Consider the following 17,975-nt stretch of genomic DNA (forward strand, 5'->3'; position numbering starts at 1 on the left):
GATGTCGGGTCCTGTCACACGAGGAGTGTCTCGAGCTGTGGGAGTCGGCCGAACAGGTCGGGGAGGCCGCGCACGCCGTCGCGTACGGACTCGTGCGACAGGGCGAGGTCAGGGCCGGCGCCGGCCTCGACACCGGTGAGGCACCGCAGGATGTTCCACCTGGTGTGCCCCAGCCATCCGCCGATCATGAACACGAACCAGCTGGGACCTGGCGGCGGCAGCGTTCCGCCCGCCGCGACATAGCCGTCCAGGACCGAGCGGAAGGTGGCGGGCTTGATGTCGTCGAAGCCGGGTCCCTTCGCCAGGCTCAGCGCGGTCGAGCCGAGCTCACCGGACAGGTCGAGCATCCCCGACAGCTCCCAGTCGAGCACCACCGGCCGACCGGCTCGAGCCAGCAGGTTCCACGGCTGGATGTCCCGGTGGGTCAGCACGACGGGGCCTGGCCGTTGGCAGGTGTCGACGAAGTGGGCTATCGCGAGGAACGTCTCGACGTGAGCGGCGAGCTCGTCGGCCCACGGCTGTCCGGTCGCCGCCGCCCGCCCGGCGAGCTCGGCCCAGTCCCGTGGCGCCGGTTCCTCGATCGGCACAGGGGTCCACGCGACGTCGAGCGCGTGGATGCGCGCGAGGATCTCACCGATCTCAACCGCGTACGCCGCCGACACCGGCGCTTCGGGCATCTTCTCTGCCTCGACCCACCGGTGAACGAGCGTGTCGTGGTCGGCCGAGATCGGCTCCGGCATCGGAATGCCGGCGGCGAAGGCCGCCCGCTCGAAGCTGAACACGTCCTGGACGCGATAGGCCCAGCGGCGATCGAGCAGGTTCAACTCCTTCACCGCGAACGACCCCTGGTCGGTGTCGAGCCGGTACATCCGGTTGGCGAACCCGCCGTGGACACGGATCATCGGCCCGACCGGCGCACCAAGATGCGAAAGATCCACCCACGCATGCTAGGAGCCGACAGTTCATCGACGCACCGGACTTTCCCTCGACGCACGATCACCACCCCGCCCAAGGCACCGGCTTGCAGCGGTGCTGCTGGTCGGCTTTGGGAGGGTGGGGGGTGACAAGATCAGGGGGGTGGGGTTTGTTGGGGTTGGGGTTGTTGTGGTGGGGGCGGTGCCGAGACGATCATCGGTATGCGACGTTTTGCGAGCCTTTCTGAGTTCGCCGCGGCGACGGGGGAACACCTCGGTGACAGTCCCTGGCGCGAGGTGACTCAGCGGCAGATCGGGCAGTTCGCCGACGCGACCGGCGATCATCAGTGGATCCATGTCGATCCGGAGCGGGCGGCTGACGGGCCCTTCGGGACCACGATCGCCCACGGTTACCTGACGTTGTCTCTGGTGTCGTCGTTCCTGCCGGAGATCTTCTGGGTGGACGGCGTGGGCATGGCCGTGAACGTGGGGTTGAACAAGGTCCGGTTCCACTCCCCCGTCAAGGTCGGTTCCCGTGTGCGGGGTTCGGCGGATCTGGTGTCGGTCAAGAACTCTCCGGCGGGCAGGCTGGTGACCATCAAGGTCGGGGTGCAGGTCGAGGGGGAACGACGTCCCGCTTGCGTGGCCGAGACCCTCGCCCTCTACGTGGAGGGCTAGCGGACGCCCCGGCGGGTGCGGGGCGTCCGGTGACGCGCCTAGGGGTTGAAGAAGGTGAGCACTTGGTCGGTGGTGTACCTCGGGTTCTCTTCGGGGATGAAGTGGCCGGCGTCGGGTGCGATCACTTCGCGGACGTCGTCGGCGACGTTGCGGAATGAGGCGGCGACCATGGACTGCATGGAGTACTGGCCGCCCATCGCCAGCACCGGCATGCGCAGGCGCCGGCCCGCGTGCGCGCGGTTGTCGGCGGCGTCGGCGGTGAAGGCGCGGTAGTAGTCGAAGCCCGCGCTGCGGTCGGCCGGGTCGGCGTAGGCCCGGTAGTAGCGGTCCCGGTCGATGGCGTCGGGGTGGCGGGTGCCGTCGTAGATGGAGCCGTAGAACCGCTTGACGTCGTTGTTGTCCACGATCTGCTCGGGGATGGGCTTTCTCATCTGGTTGAACTCGATGTGCCAGGTGAACGCGTAGAGGTCGTCCAGGCCGAAGCCGGGCAGCGGTGCCTCCATCACGGCGATCCGCGACACCTCGCCGGGGTGGTCGCGGGCCCAGGGGTAGGCGATGGAGACTCCCAGGTCGTGGGCCACGATGCCCACCTTGGTGTAGCCGAGTTTGCGGACCGCCTCGCGGATCCGCTGGGCCGTGGTGGCCTTGTCGTAGCCCTTGGACGGCGCGGTGGAGTCGCCGAGCCCGGGCAGGTCGACCGCGATCACGGTGTGCTTGCGGGCGAGGGCGGGCATCACCTTGTGCCAGGTCCACCACGTCTCGGGCCAGCCGTGGATCAGCACCAGCGGCGGCCCGGATCCGCCGCGCACGTAGTGGATGACGGAGCCGTTGACCTGGACCTTTCCGTGCTGGAATCCGTCCAGGCCCGTCGTCGGCTCGGACGGTCTGGCTCCGGCCGCCAGGCTCAGGACGACGGCCAGCGCGGCGAGGACGGACGTCACGGCCCGCCAGGGCCTGCGGAGCCGTTTCATGGTCGATGGCATGTCTGCTCCCGTGGTTGGTCACGATCACTCACCAGTGATGACCTCGGGGGCGTTCGAAAATGATCGCTCCGCCGCGCTGCTCTTTCCGCGATCAGCGGCGGGGGGTGGGCGGGGGGCCGAAGGTGGCGGGGTGGGCCTCGCATTCGGCGATGAAGTCGGCGGGGAAGCCGCGTTCGAAGCCGGTGGCGGCGTCGAGGCGTTCGACGGCGTCGGGGGGCAGGTCCAGGGCGGCGGCGCCGAGGTTGTCGGTGAGCTGGGCGGGGGTCCCGGCGCCGATGATGGGGTGGACGTGGGGCGACTTGGCGCGGGTCCAGGCGAGGGCGACCTGGGCGGGGGTGGCGTCCAGGTCGTGGGCGAGGCCGCGGACGGCGCGGGCGACGCGGTGCTCGCGTTCGGTGACCGTGGCGGGGTCGACGCGGGTGCCCTGGAGGGCGGGGGCGTCGGTGTGCTTGCCGGTCAGGACGCCGCCCGCCAGGGGCCCCCAGGCCGCCACGGTCAGGTCGAGCGCCTCGGCCATGGGAAGCAGTTCGCGTTCGATGTCGCGCCGCAGCAGGTTGTAGGGGACCTGGATCGCGGCGAAGGGCGTCCAGCCGCGCCATTCGGCCAGGGTGTTGGCGCGGCTGACCAGCCAGGCGGGGACGTCGGAGAAGCCGGTGTAAAGGATCTTCCCGGCGGTGACGGCGTCGTCCAGGGCCCGCATCGTCTCCTCGACGGGGGTGTGGCGGTCCCACACGTGCGCCCAGTACAGGTCGATGTAGTCGGTGCCCAGGCGGCGCAGGCTGTTGTCCAGCGACAGGGTGAGGTTCTTGCGGTGGTTGCCGCCGGCGTTGGGGTCGGCGTGGTCGCGCGAGAGGGTGTACTTGGTGGACAGCACGAACCGGTCGCGGCGTCCGGCCAGCAGCTCGCCGAGGATGAGCTCGCTGTCGCCGTAGGCGGTGGCGGTGTCGACGACGTTGCCGCCCGCGTCGGCGTAGGCGTCCAGGACGGCGCGGTGCTCGGCGGTGCCGCCGCGCTCGTAGAAGGTCATGGCGCCCAGGAACAGCTCCGACACCCGCAGGCCCGTCCGGCCCAGCACTCGGTAACGCACGTGGAAGATCCTTTCCGGCGATCGGGTCGTACGCCCGATGATCGCCGGGGACGAGCGTGCCAGAGCGGGTGGGGTGGAGGGAGGCCCTGTTCAGGGCCACCCTCAGGTGCCGGCGGCCAGGGTGAGGACGGCGCGGATCTGGCCGACGATGTCCAGGCGGTTCTGGACGAAGGCGGGGTCGGTGACGGTGCCGGTGGCGGGGTCGGTGTTGCCGGGGCCGAACTGCAGGACGGGGGTGTGCAGGTGGCCGCCGGGCAGGGTGGTCAGGCCGAGCCGGTCGCGCAGGAGGGTGGCGCGGTAGGCGATCTCGTTGGACAGGTAGTCGCCGCCGCCTCCGGCGCGGGCGGTGGAGCCGGGGGTGGGCCCGTCGGGGCGGACGACGGGTTCGGTGGCGCCGGCGGGGATCTCGGTGACGGAGGTGTTGTCGCGGACGGGGAAGCGGCCGGTCGGGGCGGCGGTGATGCGCGCGTAGGGCAGGGTGGTGGTGGTCCACTGCGGCTGGGTGGACGGCGAGGCGACGGGGATGGTCTCGGTGCGCGAGAGGTTCTCGTTGTCGCCGAACCCGCCGCGCCAGGCGCCGTTGGTGCGTTCGACGTCGAAGCGGCCGACGCGGCCCTGGCTGACGGTGGTGAACATGTCGACGCGCGGCAGGTGGGGCCGCAGGGCCCGTTCGACCATGCCGCCGGAGAAGTCGCGCCAGCGGACGGGGAACATCGCGGTCTCGATCCGGGCGGGGCCGCGGCTGGTGCGCACCAGGGTGCCGTCCAGGGCCAGGGCGGCGGCGCCGGAGGGGTTGCTGATGCGGGTGTCGCGGTCGAGGGTGAAGGGGTCGAAGCCGGTGACCAGGATCCGGCGGGCGGCGCCGGGGTAGCGGATCTCGTCGTGGCCGCGTGAGGCGCGTTCCAGGCGGGCCAGCAGGCGTTCGCGGGTGGTGTCGCCGAGCGGGAAGTCGGGGGTCCAGGCGCGCAGGGCGCGGGTCATGCCGAGCCGGGCCCAGTACAGGGGACGGTCGTCGTCGCGGGACAGGGCGTCGGCGGGGCCGCGTCCCTGGGCGCGGTCGACGGCGCGGCGCCACAGGCGGGCGCCGTGCCGGGTGACGGCCTGCTCGGCGGCGCGGGCCGACCCGGCGTGTCGCAGGGCGCGGGCCAGGGCGGGGGCGGCGTCGCCGAAGCCGCTCAGGCGCAGGATCTCCTGGGGGACGGCGCGGTCGAGGCGCTGTTCCTCGGCCGTGGCGGGGGCGGCGGTGGCCGCGGGGGCCAGGGCGGTGCCCGTCCAGGCCAGGGTGGAGACGACCAGTACGCCGAGCCGCGCTGCCCGCATGAGGCGTCCTTCCGGAGGGGACCGAGAGGCCGCGATCATAACGGCGGCGGTGCGGGCCGCCGCAACCCCCGGGGGGGTGGTCAGGGGTGGGCGGCCAGGAGGCGGGAGAACCAGACGGTCTTGCCGGGACGGCCGGGACGGACGCCGAACTCGGTGGCCAGGGCGGTCACCAGCAGCAGGCCGCGGCCCTGCTCGGACCAGTCCAGGACGCCGGGGGCGGCGCCGGGGACCAGCGGGGAGCCGGGGGCGTCGTCGGTGACCTCGGCCAGCAGCCGGGCGCCGCGCAGGCTCAGCCGCAGCCGGACGGGCCCGGCGCCGTGCACGACGGCGTTGGTGATGAGCTCGTCGACCATGAGCACGACGTCGTCGAGATCGGCGGGCTGGATCATCCGCCAGCCGCGCAGGGTGGCGGCGGTGAGCGTCCGGGCGCGGGACGCGGCGCGGGTCTCGGGTTGCAGTTCCCACGCCGCGTGGCTAGAGGCACCGGGGTCGTCCGCGGTGTCCTCGTGGGCGGCGCCCCCGGGGGCGCCGCCGTGTGCTCGGCCGTCGGCCCCGAGCCATCTGGTCCTCAATGCCCCGTCTCCTTCGCGTCTGCCGGTTTCCGCAGCTCAGCGGTGATACCTGGCATGTTCCCGGCCTGTGCCCCGTGATAGGGGCCGACGTGCAGGTCTGGCCGAACCGGGAGTTCCCCGTACCGGTCTCGGCAGGTGGCCCGCACCCGGGACGTGGCGGCGCCGGGTGTCGCGTTCGCCGCGTCCGTCCGTCTTTGTGACGCCGGGGTCGCGGGGGTGGTGCACGCCTCAACACAACCCTCACCTCGCGGTCAGGTGATCGATGACACGGGCGGGTCGTGGAGGAGGCATCCCCGGATTGCCGTTATGGTGGGTGGCGTCGGTGTGGCATGTGTCCCCCGGGCTCTAAAAACAGCCTTCGAGGAATACCGCCGGGCCGTGGTTCGGGCAGGAGCTTCGTTGTGCCTTTCGCCGTGAGGCGACCTCCACACCGGCCTAGACGTCACAGGCCCCGGAGAGATCTGATCTCTCCGGGGCCTGCGGCGTTCTCGATCACGTTCCGTCCGGCCCCCACGGCCTCGGCGGGCCGCCCGTCACAGGTCGCTGCGACGCCAGGACGAGAACAGGTCCGACGGCTCGCGGTGCCGTCACGACAGGGCGGTGGCGATCGCCGTCACCACGGCGGTCGCCACACCGATCACCACGACCAGCACGGCCGCGATGACCCGGACGCGCCTGCGGCCGCGCCGCTGCCGGCCGAGTCCCGCGAAACGGTGGGCCAGCCGCGGGTCGTCCTCGCAAAGCCGGTGCTCGATCTCGGCGAGGATCCGCTGCTCCTGCATCGACAGCGCCATGCTCACACCTCCGGGGGGCGTACAAGTGCTGTGTTACTCCCCCGTCAGCAAGATCATTATCCCCGTCCGGCGGTAACCGTTGATCCCCGTCCCGGGGGGCTTTCGCGGTGGGTGCGGTCGAGCGCGGTGACGTAGTAGGTGTAGGTCTTGCCGGCCTTGGCGGACGGGTCGATGATGCCGCCGCCGCGGACCGTGGCCACCAGCGTCCCGGGGTCGACGGGGGCGCAGCCGGGGCGCTTGCCGTCGGCCCGGTACACCGCGTAGGCGTCGGCGCCCTGCGCCGGGCGCCACTGGACCCGCACGCCCTTGGCCTCGGCGCCGGTCTCCAGCGCCTGGATCGCGGCGGGTTCGCGGCCGCCGCGCCCCATGGGCGGGATGGCGGGACGGCTGTAGTGGTCGTCGCGCAGCCTGGCGGCGAACCCGAGCTTGTTGGCGGCCAGGTTGGTGGCCGAGAAGTACACGTCGCCGCGCACCTGCGGGTACTTGGCGTTGAGCGTCAGGTGCTTGGACAGCTCCTCGGGACGCTTCCAGGCGGCGTCCTCGCCGACGCGGTATCCGGCCTGGCCGATGGACAGCTGCACCTTGGTTCCCTCGACCTGCCCGGCCCACCACTTGACGAGGGTGGCGTAGTCGGCGCGCTTGTCGCCGATCGGCCAGTACAGCTGCGGGGTGACGTAGTCGATCCACCCCTGCTTGATCCACTTGCGGGTGTCGCCGTAGATGTCGTCGTAGCTCTGCAGGGCGGTGGTGTCGGACCCGGCGGGGTCGGTGCGCTTGTTGCGCCACACCCCGAACGGGCTGATGCCGAACCGCATCCACGGCTTGGCCTGGTGGATGCGGCGCGACAGGTCGCGCACCAGGGTGTCGACGTTCTGGCGGCGCCAGTCGTCGCGCTTCATGCCCTTGCCGTAGGTCTTGAAGGTGGCGCCGTCGGGGAACTCGCCCGACTCGGGGTAGGGGTAGAAGTAGTCGTCGAAGTGCACGGCGTCGATGTCGTACTTGGCGACGACGTCCAGGACGGCCTTGGTGGCCAGGTCGCGGACCTCCGGCAGCCCCGGGTCGTACCAGAGCCCCGCCCCGTACTTGCGGACCCACCCGGGGTTGCGGCGGGCGGGGCTGGTGGGGGCGAGCTTCTTCAGGTCGCTCTGCCGCGAGACGCGGTAGGGGTTGAACCAGGCGTGGAACTCCAGGTTGCGGGCCTTGGACTCCTTGACCATGAAGTCCAGGACGTCGTACCCGGGGTCCTTGCCGGGCGTCCCGGTGATCCACTGCGACCACGGCTCGTAGGGCGACTTGTAGAACGCGTCGGAGTTGGGCCGGATCTGGACGAACACGGCGTTGAGGTTCATCGCCTGCGCGGTGTCCAGCAGCCTGCGGTATCCGGCCTTCTGCTGCTCGGGGGTCTTGTCGGAGTCCTTGGGCCAGTCGATGCCCGCGACGGTGGCGATCCACATGGCGCGCAGCTGCCGCGCCCTGGAGTCGCCGGGCGCCGGGACGCCGGTGCACTCGCCCTTGGCGTTGACCGGGACGGGAGCCCGCCCGCCCCCCTTGGGTTCGTCGGTGCCGCCGAGCGCGGGCACGCCACACGCGGCCAGCGCTCCCGCGCAGGCCGCCGCCGCCATCGTCCGACTCGCTGTTCGCCACCCCATAGCGAGCCATTGTTACTCATCCGTTGCGATGCTCGGACCAGAACACCGATCCCCGGAGTTGCGATCTTCGAACATCTGTTCAATCATGTGCGGCCTGACGGTATCGCTCAAACGTTCGATCTCGGGGGTGCGGGGTGCGCTGGAACCATCTGAGCCTCACCGAGGACGCCACCGTGCCCGAGCAGCCGCTGATCGAGCGCGGCGCGGTCGCCCGCACCTTCGACACCCCCGAGTTCCGCGGCCTGACCTTCTACGAGATCCACGCCAAGTCGATCATCAACCGGGTGCCGGCGGAGTCCCGCGTCCCGTTCGGCTGGACGATCAACCCCTACCGGGGCTGCTCGCACGCCTGCACCTACTGCTTCGCCCGCAAGACCCACCGCTACCTCGACCTGGACTCCGGCGCCGACTTCGACTCCAAGATCGTGGTGAAGGTGAACGCGGCCGAGCTGGTGCGGCGCGAGCTGGCCGCGCCGCGCTGGCGCGGCGAGCCCATCGCCATGGGCACCAACGTCGACTGCTACCAGCGCGCCGAGGGCCGCTACCGGCTGATGCCGGGCATCATCGCCGCGCTGCGCGACGCGGCCAACCCGTTCTCGATCCTGACCAAGGGCGCGCTGATCCTGCGCGACCTGCCGCTGCTGGCCGAGGCCGCCGAACGCACCGAGGTCGGCGCGGCGGTGTCGGTCGGCGCCGTCGACCGCGACCTGACCCGCCTGATCGAGCCCGGCGCGCCCCTGCCGCGCCGCCGCCTGGAGGTGTGCGCCGCGCTGAACGAGGCCGGCATCGGCTGCGCGGTCCTGATGGGCCCGGTCATCCCCTACCTGAGCGACTCCCCCGCCCAGCTGGAGGCCGCCGTCCGCGACATCGCCGCCGCCGGCGCCACCTCGGTCACCGCGATCCCGCTGCACCTGCGTCCCGGCGCCCGCGAGTGGTTCATGGCCTGGCTCCGCGAGCACCACCCGAGCCTGGTCGTCCCCTACGCCCGCCTGTACCGCGGCGGCTCCTACACCCCCCGCGAGTACCAGGAGAAGATCTCCGCCCAGATCCGCGACCTGGCCCGCGCCCACGGCATAGGCCCCCGCCGCCCCCACCGTCCAGCCCCACCCACCCCGCCTCCCGGCCCAGAGCAACTCACCCTGCTCTGACCACCCCCGACCCGGGAGCCACACATCCCGCCCGCCCGAACGCCCCAAGCCCGGCGCAAGGCCCGGCGCCCTCGTCCCCCGCCAACCGCAAGGCCCTCGCTCCGCTCGGACAGCCCCCTTGGGGCTGCGCCCCAACCCCCGGTGGGGGGCTCCGCCCCCACGCCCCCCCTCCATTCAGATTCGCGCACCGGCATAGCCGAAGTGTCTGCCTTCAGCCCCGACCCACGCGTTCTAACTCCGCCGGACACACGTGCCCGCCGGTATCGACGGGCGCGTGCGGGGGGATGAGCCCGGTTGTGATCGGCGAGGTCCCGCCCTCGGAGCTGGTGCGGCTGGTGCGGGAGTTGCCCCGGGCGATCGCCTCGGCTTCCGGCAAGGATGGTGCGGTCTTCCTGTACCTGAACGGCACGGCGGAGTGGGTCGAGAACGACGGGCCGCCGGACGGCTGGCCGGGCGATCTGAGGTGACTTGATCTGGCCGGTGGGGGTTCCGGTGAACGGCCCGGCGTCGGCGCCGGTCGCCACGCGCGCGATCGGCCTGGCGCTGGGGTTGCTGCCGGACGCCCTCTGAGGCTCAGAGGGCGTCGCGGGGTTGGGCGGCGTCAGGTGGTGGGGTGGCCGAACCAGCGGGTGAGGTGGGTGTTGAGGTTCTGCTGGTCGTCGCCGATCCAGGCGACGTGGCCGTCGGGGCGCAGCAGGAGGCCGGGGACGTCCAGGTCGGCGGTGGGGTCGGCGAGGTGGTCGACGCGGTCGGACCAGCCCGCGGTGGTCAGGTGTCCGGTGCGGTCCAGCAGCAGGCCGCGGCCGTGGTGCAGAAGGCCGTACAGGGGGCCGTGGGCGGTGTCGAGGTCGCGCAGGCGGCGGCCGAGCAGGTCGGGGCCTTCGCCGAGGTCGTAGCGGATGTCGATCGCGGTGATCTTCTCGATCAGGTGGCGGTTCACGGCGTCGTGGTCCATGAGTTCGGTGAGCAGTCTGCGCAGGGCCCGCGGGCCGGGTTCGGTGGATTGCAGTGCCATCTGGGCGCGGGTGTTGTCCAGGACGTCGGCGGCGACGGGGTGGCGTTCGGCGTGGTAGGTGTCCAGCAGTGTCGGCGGTGCCCAGCCGCGGATCCGCGCGGCCAGTTTCCAGCCGAGGTTGACGGCGTCCTGGACGCCGAGGTTGAGGCCCTGCCCGCCCAGGGGCGGGTGGATGTGGGCCGCGTCGCCGGCCAGCAGCACCCGTCCGACCCGGTAGCGGTCGGCCAGCCGGGTGGCGTCGCCGAAGCGTGACAGCCAGCCCGGGGAGTGCGCGCCGAAGTCGGTTCCGGCGATGGCGCGCAGTTGCCGCTGGAAGTCCTCGAAGGTGGGTGGTTCGGCGCGGTCGGTGACGTGGGCGGCGGGGACGACGACGCTGTAGCGGTCGTCGCCGAGGGGCCTGATCCAGAGCCGTCCGCCGGGCTCGATCCGCTCGGGCGGTGCGGCGAGTTTCATCTCGCCCATGAGCGTGTCGGTGCGGGAGGGTTCGCCGGGGAAACCGACGCCGAGGTGTTTGCGGACGGTGCTGCGTGCGCCGTCGCAGCCGACGAGGTAGCGCGCGCGCAGCCGTTGGCCGTCGTCCAGTTCGACGGTGACGCCCCGGTCGTCCTGCTGGAACGCGGTGACGGCGCGTCCGCGCTCGACGCGGGCGCCCAGGTCGGTGGCGTGCTGTCGCAGGAGGCGCTCGAGGACCGGCTGCGGGATGCCCAGCAGGTAGGCGTGGGCGGAGTCCAGGCCCGGGGGCACGGGTTTGGGGATGGCGGCGAAGAATCCGCCCGCCGGGCGGCGGCGTCCGTGCGGGAGGACGCGGTCCAGCAGGCCGCGCATGGCCAGCAGTTCGAGGCTGCGGATGTGCAGGCCGACGATGCGGGCGAAGGAGGCGGGCGCGGTCTGCTTGTCCAGGACCAGGACGCGGACGTCGTGCAGCCGCAGTTCGGCGGCCAGCATCGCGCCGGTCGGCCCGCAACCGGCGATGATCACGTCGTGGGAGGGTGGCGAAGAGTGCATCGGTGGTGCCTTTCGGGAGTGCCTTGGGGGGCGCTCCCGGCGGCACCTGCGTCAGTCGCCGGCCGTGACGGGGAGGGGGAGCACCCACATCGCTGCTGCGTTCATGGGTCTCACCTCCTCGGGTGGTGTCACGGTCGACCGGAAGGTACCAGCCCGGCCGTCGCGATGTCGATCTGTTTTCCCGCTCATGGTGGGGTGGGGGCGACGTGGACGCGGGTGGTGTCGCCGTCGCTGAGGAAGGAGGCCAGGGCCTGGCCGTGGTCGGCGATGTCGGAGCGTTCGGCCGGGGTGAGGGGGCGCAGCGGGGTGACGGTCACGGTGGCGTCGGTGCGGGTCCAGGTGGCGGTGACGCGGCCGTCGACCAGGACGAACCGGGCGCCGGTGATCGACAGGCCGCGGTGGGCGGTGTCGATGATGCGGGTGCGGTCGTCGTAGCCGAGGACGGCGTTGTCGAAGGCCGGCAGGAACCGTACCGGGGCGGGGGTGGCGGGGTCGGGGCGGGGCGCGTCCGGCAGGTCGAGCAGTTCGCGGCCTCGTTCGTCGCGGAAGGCGACCAGTTCGGGGCGCAGGGCGGCGACGGCGGCGGGCAGCCCGGCCAGGCCGCACCAGGCGCGCAGGTCGGCGGTGGCGGCGGGGCCGAACGCGGCCAGGTAGCGGCGTGCCAGGTCCTGCCCGGTGGGGTCGGTGCCGTCGGGTGAGGGCGGGGCCGGGTCGCGTCGCAGCCAGTGGGCCAGCGGGAGGTGGCGCACGCCGGCCTTGGCGCGCCACAGGCCGCGCGGCGGCAGTTGGACGTTCGGGATCATGCTGATGAGCGTTTCGCCCAGGGCGCGGGGCGGGGTGTCGGGCCAGCGGCCGGCCAGGGCGGCGGTGAGCTCGGCCATGGTGCGGGCCTCGCCGTCGGCCATGATCTTCCGGCCTGCCGTCTCGAGCTCGTCCAGGTCGATCCCGGCGAGTTCGCGCCGGTAGACCGCCAGGACCCGCTGGCGCAGCATCGGGGTGTGGCGGGCCCGCCAGGCCAGGGCGTCGGCGGCGGTGACCAGGTGGACGGTGCGGCGCATCAGGTGGGTCCGCACCACCTGGCGTCCGGTGAGCAGGTCCGAGAGCGCGGCGGGGGTGAAGCCGCGCAGCCGGGTCCAGAGCCCGACGAAGGGTTCCTGGGGTTCCTGGGCCTGCAGCCCGCACAGGTGCGCGACGGCGTCCAGGGGTGTCATGCCGGACGGTTCGAGCAGCAGCTGCCGGGCGAGGGTGGCGCGGTTGAGCGCGCGGGTGTCCAGGACGGTCACGGTTCCAGGGGCCTTTCGGGTCGTGGTCCGGAAGGCCCCATGGTGGCAGGGATGGAGGTCAGGGTGTGTCCTCGATCGGTGCCGTGGCGGTCCCGCCGTCCACCCGGGGGCGGGCGGCGGGACCGGCAGAGGGGCCGAGCTTTGAGGAAACCCTGTGGCCCTCTCCAGCACAGCCACCATGCGGCATCGGGGCGGCGCGTGCACAGGCGGGTGATTGTCGCCATTTGAACTGCTCAGCGAGACGGGCTGGTCGGCGGCCCGCCGCGGTCGGTGCGGTGGACGTCGAGGCCGTGGCGTCCGGGGGCCAGGTGGGGGGCCAGGACCAGGTCGGTGCCGTAGTCGCCGCCGTGCTCGTGGCGGTAGCCGATGGCCGGGGTGGTGGGCAGGTCGCGGAGCCGTTCGCGCAGTTCGGCCAGGACGGCGGGGTGGCCGGCCGGGGTGTGGCGGTCGGCGGAGGGGATGAGCAGCGGCGGCACCACGGCGACGCCGGTGTACCACAGCGTGCCGTGCAGCAGCGGGAACAGGACGTCCTCCAGGTCGCCGTGGACGCCGCGCGGGCCCAGGCCGCTGCGGCGCGCCCCGGCGGTGGTGATGACCAGGGCGCGCTTGCCGGCCAGGCCGCCGTCGCCGTAGCGGCGGACCTGCCCCCGCTCGCCGGTGAGGCCGAACGCGAACCCCTGGACCAGGACGCGGTCGAACCAGCCCTTGAGGATGGCGGGCATCCCGAACCACCACAGCGGGAACTGCACGACCAGGGTGTCGGCCCAGGCGAGTTTGTCCTGCTCGGCGGCGATGTCGTCGCTGAGGCGTCCCTGGGCGTGGGCGCGTTCGGACGCCGCGCCGACGACGAGGCGCCGCGCGGGGTCGTGCCCGAAGTCGGCGGCGTCCACCACGGGGTTCCACCGCATCGCGTACAGGTCCGACTCGCGGACCTCGTGGCCGAGTTCCTTCAGGGTGTGCAGGCCCTCGTCGCGCAGCGCGCCGTTGAGCGAGCGCGGCTCGGGGTGGGCCAGGATCCACAGCACCTTCATCGTCGTCTCCTCTCGCGGCGGCCGTGCCCTCCCAGGGTGCGGGCGGCGGCCACGCCGCCACGAGTGGCCCGTTGGCCATGATGTGCAAGAATCGGGCCATGCATCGAGTGGCGGTGGTCGTCCGGCACGGCGTGCTGCCGATGGAGCTGGGGCTGGTGCACCAGCTGTTCGGCGCGGCGGTGTCCAGCGGCGGCGAGCGGCTGTACGAGGTGGTGACGTGCGCGCCGCGGCCGGGCCCGGTCCGCACCGACGCCGACTTCACCATCGCGGTCGGGCACGGGCTGGAGGCCGCGCGGGACGCCGGGACGGTGATCGTGCCCGCGTCCCATGAACGCGACGGCGTCCCCGGCGCCTCCGCCGAGCTGGCCGGTGTGCTGCGCGGCGGGGCGCGGGTGGCCTCGATCTGCACGGGCGCGTTCGTGCTGGCCGAGGCGGGCCTGCTGGACGGGCGGCGCGCCACCACGCACTGGCGGTCGGCCGCGGCGTTCGCGGCGCGGTTCCCCGCGGTGCGGCTGGACCCCGACGTGCTGTACGTCGACGAGGGCCAGGTGCTGACCTCGGCGGGCGAGGCGGCGGGGATCGACCTGTGCCTGCATCTGATCCGCCGCGACCACGGGTCGGCGGTGGCCAACGAGGCGGCGCGCCGCACGGTCGTCCCGCCGCACCGCGAGGGCGGCCAGGCGCAGTTCATCCGCCGCCCGGTCGCCGAGCCCGGCGTGTCGTCGACCGGCGCGGCGCGGGCGTGGGCGCTGCGGCATCTGGACCGGCCGCTGACGCTGCGGGACCTGGCGGCGCGCGAGTCGATGAGCGTGCGGACCTTCACCCGCCGCTTCCGCGAGGAGACCGGCCTCTCGGCGGCGCGGTGGCTGACACGCCAGCGGGTCGAGCGGGCCCGCCAGCTGCTGGAGGACACCGACCTTCCCGTCGAACGCGTCGCCGAGCGGTCCGGGTTCGGCACCGCCGCCGCCCTGCGGCTGAACCTGCACGCCGCCCTGGGGGTGTCCCCCACCGCCTACCGCGCCACCTTCCGGGGCCCGGAAACGGTCAGGCGCTGACCCCGACGGGACGCGCGACGGTCTCCGCGACGCCGATGAAGTCGAGCATGGCCCGGGCCACGTCGGCCCGGGGGACGCTGGTGCCCCGGGGCCCGGCGTCGACCTCGTACCGGTAGCGGCCGGTGCCGGGCCGGTCGGTCAGCCGCGGCGGGCGCACGGCGGTCCACTCCAGGCCGCTGTCGCGCAGCACCCGTTCCATGACCTCCAGGTCGCTGTAGGTGTCGCGCAGGATCCGCCACAGCAGCGGCCGCCAGACACGGTGCGCGGCGAAGCTCTGACCGGCCCCGGTGCGGTTGAGCGGCCCGGCGCTGACCACCAGCACCCGCCGCGTCCCGGTCGCGGCCATGGCCTCGGCGGCGGCGCGGGCCGAGGCGGAGGCCGGTTTGAGCGGGTCCCGGCGCCCGGCGGCACCGATCCCCGACAGGACGGCGTCGGTACCGGCGACGACGTCCTTGAGCGAGGCGGGGTCGAGGGCGTCGGCGCGGGCGACGGTCAGCCGGGGATGGTTCAGGCCGAGCCTGGCCGGGTCCCGCACGGCGGCCGTCACGGTGTGGCCGTCGTGCAGCGCCTGGGTGACGATGTGCCGCCCGATCCCGCCCGTCGCGCCGAGCACGGCGATCCTCATGATCCCCTCCATGGGTAAGTGAGTGTTCACTAACCCAGCATAGGAGCGGCCCCCGGCCCGGTCGAAGCGGGCCGGGGCCGGTCCGGTTGTGGGACGCTGGAGCGGTGTCGGGTGCGGGTGCGTTCGCCGCCAGGCTGGGCGCGTGGCGCGGCGGCGAGCCGCCGCTGGGCCGGGCCCTGGCCGGGGCGGTGCGGGACGCCGTGGTGGACGGGCGGATCTCGGTCGGGGCCGTGCTGCCGTCCGAGCGGGCGCTGGCCGGCGCGCTGGGCGTCAGCCGGGGCACGGTGGTGGCGGCGCTGGCGCTGCTGCGCGCTGAGGGCTGGATCCACACCCGCCACGGCAGCGGCAGCGTCGTGCGGCTGCCGCCGCACCTGACCGAGCGCACCACGCCGTGGTCGCTGGACCACGGCGGGGCGGGCCTGGACCTCACCCGCGCGGTCACCGCCGCTCCGCACGAGCCCTACCTGCGGGCGCTGCGCCGGGCGGTGGAGCGCTGCGCGACGCTGCTGGTCGACTCCGGCGAGGCCGACGCCGGGCTGCCGGCGCTGCGGGAGACGATCGCCGCCCGCTACACCGCCGGGGGCCTGCCGACCCGTCCGGAGCAGATCCTGGTCACCTCCGGAGCGCGGGGCGCGCTGATCCTGCTGCTGGACCAGCTGCACGACCGGCGGCGTCCGGTGGTGGTGGAGAACCCGACGTTCCCCGGCGCGCTGGACCTGCTGCGCCGCCGCCGGGCCCGGCTGGCCACGGTCCCGGTCACCGCGCGGGGCTGGGACGCCGACCGGCTCGCCGAGGTCACCGGAGCCGGGCTGGCCTACCTGATGCCCGACTTCCACAACCCGACCGGCGCGCTGATGCCCGCCGCCGTGCGGGCCCGCGCGGCACGGCTGGCCGAGACCGTGATCGTGGACGAGACCATGCGCGACCTGGACCTGCGCACCCCCCAGCGTCCCATCCCCTACCTGCCCGGCTCCCGGGTGGTGTCGGTCGGGTCGGCCAGCAAGCTGCTGTGGGGCGGCCTGCGCGTCGGGTGGATCAGGGCGGGCGCCGCGCTGGTCGCCGAGCTGCTGCGCAACCCGCTGCAGCCGCAGCTGTCGCCGCCGCCGCTGGAACAGCTGGTCACCGCCGACCTGCTCGGCGACGTCGAGGCCGTCACCGCCGGGCGCCGCGCCCAGCTGCGCGCCCAGCGCGACCACCTGGCCGCGCTGCTGTCGGGCAGCGACGCGTGGAGCTTCACCGTCCCGCCCGGCGGCCTGGCGATCTGGCTGCGGCTGCACCACGCCACCAGCGCCGACCTGGTCACCCGCGCCCGGGCCCGCGGCCTGGCGCTGACCCCCGGCCCGGTCTTCTCCGCCGACCGCACCCTGACCCGCTACCTGCGCGTCCCGTTCACCGCCACCCCCGACCTGCTGACCCGCGCCGTCGGCCTCCTGCGGGACGGGTGACGCGGGGCTAGAGCGCGGACAGCGCGGCGTACACGCGATCGACGTCGGCCAGGGTGGTGCGCCAGTTGCTGAACGCCGCACGCAGCGCGGGCACCCCCTCGTACACGGTCGGGGTCAGGAACGCCTCCGGTGCCAGCGCCCGCAGGATCGGGTCCAGCGGACGGCCGTCGGCGGGACCGAAGCACACCACGTTCAGCCGGACGGGCGCCAGCAGCCGCCACCGCGCGTCGGCCTCCAGCCGGGCGCCCAGCGCGCGGGCGCAGTCGACGTCGCGTTCGACGATCTCCCGGTGCCCCTGGGTGCCGTAGGCGGTCAGCGCGAACCAGGCGGGCAGGGCCCGCAGGCGGCGCGAGTTCTCCGGGGTCAGGTGCAGGAAGTCCGGCTCGCCGCCGCCGGACTCGGTCAGGTACGCGGCCGAGTTGCGGAACACCCGCGCCTGCAGGTCGCGGCGCCGGGTGAACTGCACCGCCGAGTCGTAGGGGACGTTGAGCCACTTGTGCAGGTCCACGCAGACCGAGTCGGCCGCCTCGATCCCCGCGACCAGGTGGGCGTGGCGCGGCGACAGCGCCGCGAACCCGCCGAACGCGGCGTCCACGTGCAGCCAGAACGGGTACCGCTCGCGCAGCGCGGCGATGGCGCGCAGATCGTCGAAGTCGACGGTGTTGACCGTCCCGGCGTTGGCCACCACGATCGCCGGGCCCTCGCGCAGCGCGTCCTCCAGGGCCGCCAGGTCGACGGCCTCGCGTCCCGGCGCCGTCGGCAGGACGCGGACGGCGCCGCGCCCCACGCCCAGCATCGCCAGCGCCTTGAACACGCTGGAGTGCGGCGTGCCCGACAGCACCCGCACCGCCAGCCCGCCGGCGCCCTCCTGCGCGACGCTGAACCCGGCGCGCTCACCGAGCCACTCGCGGCCGATCGCCAGCCCGGTGAAGTTGGACATGGTCGCGCCGCTGACGAACGCCCCCGTGTGGCCGCCGAGCCCGAGCATGTCCGCCAGCCACGCCACCGTCACCCGTTCCAGCGCCGCCGCCGACGACCCCGCGATCGAGGCGGCGTTCTGGTCGTGGACGCTGGTCACCCAGTCGCCCGCCACCGACGCCGGCGTGGCGCCGCCGGTGACGAACCCCAGGAAACGCGGCCCGGCACTGGCCGCGAACCCCGGCTCCCACTCCCGGCCGAACCGCTCCAGCGCCGCCACCGCCCCGACCCCCTCCACCGGCACCGGGCCCGGGTCGGCGGCGCTCTCGCTCAGGACGGGCGCCACCGCGCGGCCGTCCATCGCCGCGACCGCGTCCCGCCCGGCCTCGGCCGCCGCCCGCAGGATCGCGGCGAAGCCGTCCAGATCGGCGGCGAGTCTCGGATGCATGATCG

General features: G+C 73.6%; 17 protein-coding genes. 5 read left to right on the forward strand and 12 right to left on the reverse strand.

Going from position 1 to position 17,975, the window contains the following annotated elements:
- Positions 1 to 14: 14 nt before the first annotated feature.
- On the reverse strand, positions 15 to 938 hold the full coding sequence (locus ACQPY4_RS21520) for a phosphotransferase family protein (protein ID WP_433323289.1): 924 nt from the start codon (positions 936 to 938) through the stop codon (positions 15 to 17).
- A gap of 198 nt (positions 939 to 1,136) precedes the next feature.
- Here ACQPY4_RS21520 and ACQPY4_RS21525 point away from each other — a divergent pair, with 198 nt between their 5' ends.
- Positions 1,137 to 1,592, forward strand: a complete 456-nt coding sequence (locus tag ACQPY4_RS21525; RefSeq protein ID WP_433323291.1) for a MaoC family dehydratase — start codon at positions 1,137 to 1,139, stop codon at positions 1,590 to 1,592.
- Positions 1,593 to 1,630: 38 nt separating this feature from the next.
- Here the strand turns inward: ACQPY4_RS21525 and ACQPY4_RS21530 are convergent, their stop codons facing one another.
- The 6 genes from ACQPY4_RS21530 to ACQPY4_RS21555 form a co-directional block, all read right to left on the reverse strand.
- On the reverse strand, positions 1,631 to 2,575 hold the full coding sequence (locus tag ACQPY4_RS21530; RefSeq protein WP_433323293.1) for an alpha/beta fold hydrolase: 945 nt from the start codon (positions 2,573 to 2,575) through the stop codon (positions 1,631 to 1,633).
- A gap of 91 nt (positions 2,576 to 2,666) precedes the next feature.
- A complete protein-coding gene (locus ACQPY4_RS21535; RefSeq protein WP_433323295.1) occupies positions 2,667 to 3,662 on the reverse strand; it encodes an aldo/keto reductase in 996 nt (331 codons plus the stop codon).
- A 102-nt stretch (positions 3,663 to 3,764) separates the two neighbouring features.
- Positions 3,765 to 4,982 carry a pyroglutamyl peptidase gene (locus ACQPY4_RS21540; protein WP_433323297.1) on the reverse strand — a complete coding sequence of 406 codons (1,218 nt, stop codon included), beginning with the start codon at positions 4,980 to 4,982 and terminating at the stop codon, positions 3,765 to 3,767.
- Between the two features lie 80 nt (positions 4,983 to 5,062).
- Positions 5,063 to 5,554: an ATP-binding protein gene (locus ACQPY4_RS21545; protein ID WP_433323299.1), complete on the reverse strand. Its 492-nt coding sequence runs from the start codon at positions 5,552 to 5,554 to the stop codon at positions 5,063 to 5,065.
- Between the two features lie 587 nt (positions 5,555 to 6,141).
- Positions 6,142 to 6,348 (reverse strand): DUF3040 domain-containing protein, encoded by a 207-nt coding sequence (locus ACQPY4_RS21550; protein ID WP_433323301.1) that lies wholly within the window; start codon positions 6,346 to 6,348, stop codon positions 6,142 to 6,144.
- A 56-nt stretch (positions 6,349 to 6,404) separates the two neighbouring features.
- Positions 6,405 to 7,970: a glycoside hydrolase family 10 protein gene (locus tag ACQPY4_RS21555; protein ID WP_433323302.1), complete on the reverse strand. Its 1,566-nt coding sequence runs from the start codon at positions 7,968 to 7,970 to the stop codon at positions 6,405 to 6,407.
- A gap of 161 nt (positions 7,971 to 8,131) precedes the next feature.
- Here ACQPY4_RS21555 and ACQPY4_RS21560 point away from each other — a divergent pair, with 161 nt between their 5' ends.
- Both ACQPY4_RS21560 and ACQPY4_RS21565 read left to right on the forward strand, forming a co-directional pair.
- Complete coding sequence (locus ACQPY4_RS21560; protein WP_433323304.1) at positions 8,132 to 9,145, forward strand: Rv2578c family radical SAM protein; 1,014 nt, start codon at positions 8,132 to 8,134, stop codon at positions 9,143 to 9,145.
- Between the two features lie 284 nt (positions 9,146 to 9,429).
- On the forward strand, positions 9,430 to 9,612 hold the full coding sequence (locus ACQPY4_RS21565; protein WP_433323306.1) for a hypothetical protein: 183 nt from the start codon (positions 9,430 to 9,432) through the stop codon (positions 9,610 to 9,612).
- A gap of 134 nt (positions 9,613 to 9,746) precedes the next feature.
- On the opposite strand, the gene ACQPY4_RS21570 is transcribed toward ACQPY4_RS21565, so the two are convergent.
- From ACQPY4_RS21570 to ACQPY4_RS21580, 3 genes are all read right to left on the reverse strand, one after another.
- Positions 9,747 to 11,165 carry an FAD-dependent monooxygenase gene (locus tag ACQPY4_RS21570; protein WP_433323308.1) on the reverse strand — a complete coding sequence of 473 codons (1,419 nt, stop codon included), beginning with the start codon at positions 11,163 to 11,165 and terminating at the stop codon, positions 9,747 to 9,749.
- Between the two features lie 185 nt (positions 11,166 to 11,350).
- Positions 11,351 to 12,448: a winged helix DNA-binding domain-containing protein gene (locus ACQPY4_RS21575; protein WP_433323310.1), complete on the reverse strand. Its 1,098-nt coding sequence runs from the start codon at positions 12,446 to 12,448 to the stop codon at positions 11,351 to 11,353.
- A gap of 233 nt (positions 12,449 to 12,681) precedes the next feature.
- Positions 12,682 to 13,479 (reverse strand): NAD(P)H-dependent oxidoreductase, encoded by a 798-nt coding sequence (locus ACQPY4_RS21580; protein WP_433323312.1) that lies wholly within the window; start codon positions 13,477 to 13,479, stop codon positions 12,682 to 12,684.
- 98 nt (positions 13,480 to 13,577) lie between these two features.
- On the opposite strand from ACQPY4_RS21580, the gene ACQPY4_RS21585 reads away from it, so the two are divergent.
- Positions 13,578 to 14,534: a GlxA family transcriptional regulator gene (locus tag ACQPY4_RS21585; RefSeq protein ID WP_433323314.1), complete on the forward strand. Its 957-nt coding sequence runs from the start codon at positions 13,578 to 13,580 to the stop codon at positions 14,532 to 14,534.
- Here the strand turns inward: ACQPY4_RS21585 and ACQPY4_RS21590 are convergent.
- Positions 14,524 to 15,159: an NAD(P)-dependent oxidoreductase gene (locus ACQPY4_RS21590; RefSeq protein ID WP_433323316.1), complete on the reverse strand. Its 636-nt coding sequence runs from the start codon at positions 15,157 to 15,159 to the stop codon at positions 14,524 to 14,526. The genes ACQPY4_RS21585 and ACQPY4_RS21590 overlap by 11 nt on opposite strands.
- Before the next feature lie 104 nt (positions 15,160 to 15,263).
- Between ACQPY4_RS21590 and ACQPY4_RS21595 the strand changes: the two genes are divergently transcribed.
- Positions 15,264 to 16,604 carry a PLP-dependent aminotransferase family protein gene (locus tag ACQPY4_RS21595; protein ID WP_433323318.1) on the forward strand — a complete coding sequence of 447 codons (1,341 nt, stop codon included), beginning with the start codon at positions 15,264 to 15,266 and terminating at the stop codon, positions 16,602 to 16,604.
- Positions 16,605 to 16,611: 7 nt separating this feature from the next.
- Here ACQPY4_RS21595 and ACQPY4_RS21600 read toward each other — a convergent pair whose 3' ends face one another.
- Positions 16,612 to 17,970 (reverse strand): pyridoxal phosphate-dependent decarboxylase family protein, encoded by a 1,359-nt coding sequence (locus ACQPY4_RS21600; protein WP_433323320.1) that lies wholly within the window; start codon positions 17,968 to 17,970, stop codon positions 16,612 to 16,614.
- Positions 17,971 to 17,975: the final 5 nt, after the last annotated feature.

Origin of the sequence: Spirillospora sp. CA-294931 (assembly GCF_050946795.1) — a bacterium.
Classification (GTDB): domain Bacteria; phylum Actinomycetota; class Actinomycetes; order Streptosporangiales; family Streptosporangiaceae; genus Spirillospora.

Bases quoted from the DNA above. Each gene is read 5' to 3' on its own strand.
- ACQPY4_RS21580 (WP_433323312.1), bottom strand. From the start codon at position 13,479: ATGAAGGTGCTGTGGATCCTGGCCCACCCCGAGCCGCGCTCGCTCAAC.
- ACQPY4_RS21590 (WP_433323316.1), bottom strand. From the start codon at position 15,159: ATGAGGATCGCCGTGCTCGGCGCGACGGGCGGGATCGGGCGGCACATC.
- ACQPY4_RS21600 (WP_433323320.1), bottom strand. From the start codon at position 17,970: ATGCATCCGAGACTCGCCGCCGATCTGGACGGCTTCGCCGCGATCCTG.
- ACQPY4_RS21550 (WP_433323301.1), bottom strand. From the start codon at position 6,348: ATGGCGCTGTCGATGCAGGAGCAGCGGATCCTCGCCGAGATCGAGCAC.
- ACQPY4_RS21525 (WP_433323291.1), top strand. From the start codon at position 1,137: ATGCGACGTTTTGCGAGCCTTTCTGAGTTCGCCGCGGCGACGGGGGAA.
- ACQPY4_RS21555 (WP_433323302.1), bottom strand. From the start codon at position 7,970: ATGGCGGCGGCGGCCTGCGCGGGAGCGCTGGCCGCGTGTGGCGTGCCC.
- ACQPY4_RS21540 (WP_433323297.1), bottom strand. From the start codon at position 4,982: ATGCGGGCAGCGCGGCTCGGCGTACTGGTCGTCTCCACCCTGGCCTGG.
- ACQPY4_RS21585 (WP_433323314.1), top strand. From the start codon at position 13,578: ATGCATCGAGTGGCGGTGGTCGTCCGGCACGGCGTGCTGCCGATGGAG.
- ACQPY4_RS21570 (WP_433323308.1), bottom strand. From the start codon at position 11,165: ATGCACTCTTCGCCACCCTCCCACGACGTGATCATCGCCGGTTGCGGG.
- ACQPY4_RS21530 (WP_433323293.1), bottom strand. From the start codon at position 2,575: ATGCCATCGACCATGAAACGGCTCCGCAGGCCCTGGCGGGCCGTGACG.
- ACQPY4_RS21565 (WP_433323306.1), top strand. From the start codon at position 9,430: ATGAGCCCGGTTGTGATCGGCGAGGTCCCGCCCTCGGAGCTGGTGCGG.